2 protein-coding genes are annotated in these 2404 nt (G+C 29.3%); one reads left to right on the forward strand and one right to left on the reverse strand.

Annotated elements, in window-relative coordinates; all coding sequences use genetic code 11:
• Positions 1-17: 17 nt before the first annotated feature.
• Complete coding sequence (locus VN21_RS15470) at positions 18-863, reverse strand: sulfurtransferase (RefSeq protein WP_046823120.1); 846 nt, start codon at positions 861-863, stop codon at positions 18-20.
• 245 nt (positions 864-1108) lie between these two features.
• Between VN21_RS15470 and VN21_RS15475 the strand changes: the two genes are divergently transcribed.
• On the forward strand, positions 1109-2302 hold the full coding sequence (locus tag VN21_RS15475; RefSeq protein WP_046824046.1) for a pyridoxal phosphate-dependent aminotransferase: 1194 nt from the start codon (positions 1109-1111) through the stop codon (positions 2300-2302).
• The last annotated feature ends 102 nt before the right edge of the window (positions 2303-2404 follow it).

The following is a 2404-nucleotide window of genomic DNA, read 5'->3' on the forward strand; positions in this document are numbered from 1 at the left end:
CATCCTTTTTATTTTTATTATTGAACTGTAGTATTTACATCATTATCATCATAGCTTACCCAATCACTAAAACTTCCAGAGTAAACTTTATGCTTTATTCCGCTTTCGCTAAGTGCTAAACTGTTAGGACAAGCAGTTATACCAGATCCGCAATAAACTATTACTTCGTCAAATTTATTTAACTTTTCAAAATGTTTTTTTAAATCTTCTACAGATTTTATATTTACGCTATCACCATTTTTTTCTAATATATCCATCCAGAAATAATTCATTGCACTAGGAATATGACCAGCTTTTCTATCTACAGGTTCAAATTCACCTAAGTATCTTTTATGTTCTCTAGAGTCTATTATAGCAACGCTATCTTTATACAATCTTTCTTTTACATAGTTCATATCAACTCTCATTGAATCATTTATATCAACTACAAACTCTCCATTTTTAGAAACTGTAGGAACTTCATTATTAGTATCTCCGCCAATTTCAATGAATGCATTTATTCCACCGTCTAAAACATATACCTTATCATGACCTAGATACTTTAAAGTCCACCATAGTCTAGATGGCCCAGCTAAATCTCCTTCATCATAGCAAACAACTACTGAATCATTATTTATGCCTAAGTTTTCAAAAGTACTTTTTAATTCGTCCACAGTAGGAAGTGGATGTCTACCTCCGTGTTCTTGAACTTTACTAGATAATTCAGTTTCTAGGTCAATTCTAACTGCACCTTTTATATGATTTTTTTCATAACTTTTTTTACCATATTCTTTATCCATTAAGTCAAATCTGCAATCGACAATAACTAGGTTTTCATTATTTAAATTTTCTTTTAACCATTTAGCATTAACTAAGTTTGTCATAAATGCCCTCCTAAATATTAAATTTTATGTAATTGTTTTCACAACTTATGTAAATAATATATACTTAGATTGAGTAATTTTCAATAGTTTATGAAATTTACTTAAAATACAGAAAATAATAACTTTTTAATATCTGAAAAAAACGTTTAACTAATTTGTTTTAATATGTTAGAATATGGGTAAAGAAGAAATATTGTATACCACATACATCAATACAATTAAAGGGACAATTAGGAGGCAAAAATATGAAATTTTCTTCAAGAATAAAATCAGTAGAAGCTTCAACTATAATGGAGCTATTAACTTATGCAGCACAAGCTAAAAAACAAGGGAAAAAAGTATATCATTTAAATATAGGGCAACCAGATATTAAAACTCCGGAAAACTTTTTCGAAGCAATAGCTAACAACAAAGAAGAAGTTTTAGAGTATGCTTTATCAGAAGGTTTACATGAACTTAGAGAAGCTATACAAAAATACTACAGAGAATATGATATAAACTTTGATTTAGAAGATATATTAATATTAAACGGTGGTAGTGAAGCTTTATTCTTTACAATGTTAACTATATGTAATGAAGGAGAGAACATATTAGTACCTGAACCATTCTATTCAAACTATAATAGTTTTGCAAATGCAGTTGGAGTTGAAATCAAGCCAATAACTACTTTTGCTGAAAACGGATTCCACTTACCTTCTAAAGAGGAAATCGTATCTAAGATAGATGGAAACACTCGTGCTATATTATTCTCAAACCCAGGAAACCCAAGTGGAGTAGTTTACACTAAAGAAGAAATAAACATGATATCTGATATAGCTAGAGAACATGATTTATGGATAATAGCAGATGAAGTCTATAGAGAGTTTGTATATGAGGGAGACTACACTAGTTTAGGAAATGTTAAAGAAGTAGAAGATAGAGTTATAATAGTAGATAGTGTATCTAAAAGATATAGTGCATGTGGATCTAGAATAGGTTCTTTAGCTTCTAAAAACAAAGAATTTATGGGTGAAATATTAAAGCTTTGTCAAGCTAGATTATCAGTTCCTACATTAGAACAAATTGGAGCAGTAGAACTTTACAAAACTCCAAATTCTTACTTAACAGAAGTAAATGAAGAGTATAGAGAAAGAAGAGATGTTTTATACAATGAACTTGTAAAGGTTCCTGGTGTTATATGTAAAAAGCCAACAGGAGCATTCTATATAGTAGCTAAGTTACCAGTTAAGAGCGCTGATGATTTTGTTAAATGGATGCTAAGCGATTTTGAAATCGATGGAGAGACAGTAATGCCTTGTCCTGCTGAAGGATTCTATAAAACTAAAGGTCTTGGAGTTGACGAGATAAGACTTGCTTATATATTAAATAAAGAAGACTTATCAAAAGCAGCTAAGATATTAAAAGAAGGATTAGAAGCTTACCTAAAATTAGATAGATAATAAATAAATGCAAAAAAAAGGCCTATACTAAATGTATAGGCCTTTTTGATTTTTATAATGATTTACAATTTATTAATTATAGGTAATTGTAATAGTTATATA

Source organism: Paraclostridium benzoelyticum, from assembly GCF_001006285.1.
In the GTDB taxonomy this organism is placed as follows: domain Bacteria; phylum Bacillota; class Clostridia; order Peptostreptococcales; family Peptostreptococcaceae; genus Paraclostridium; species Paraclostridium benzoelyticum.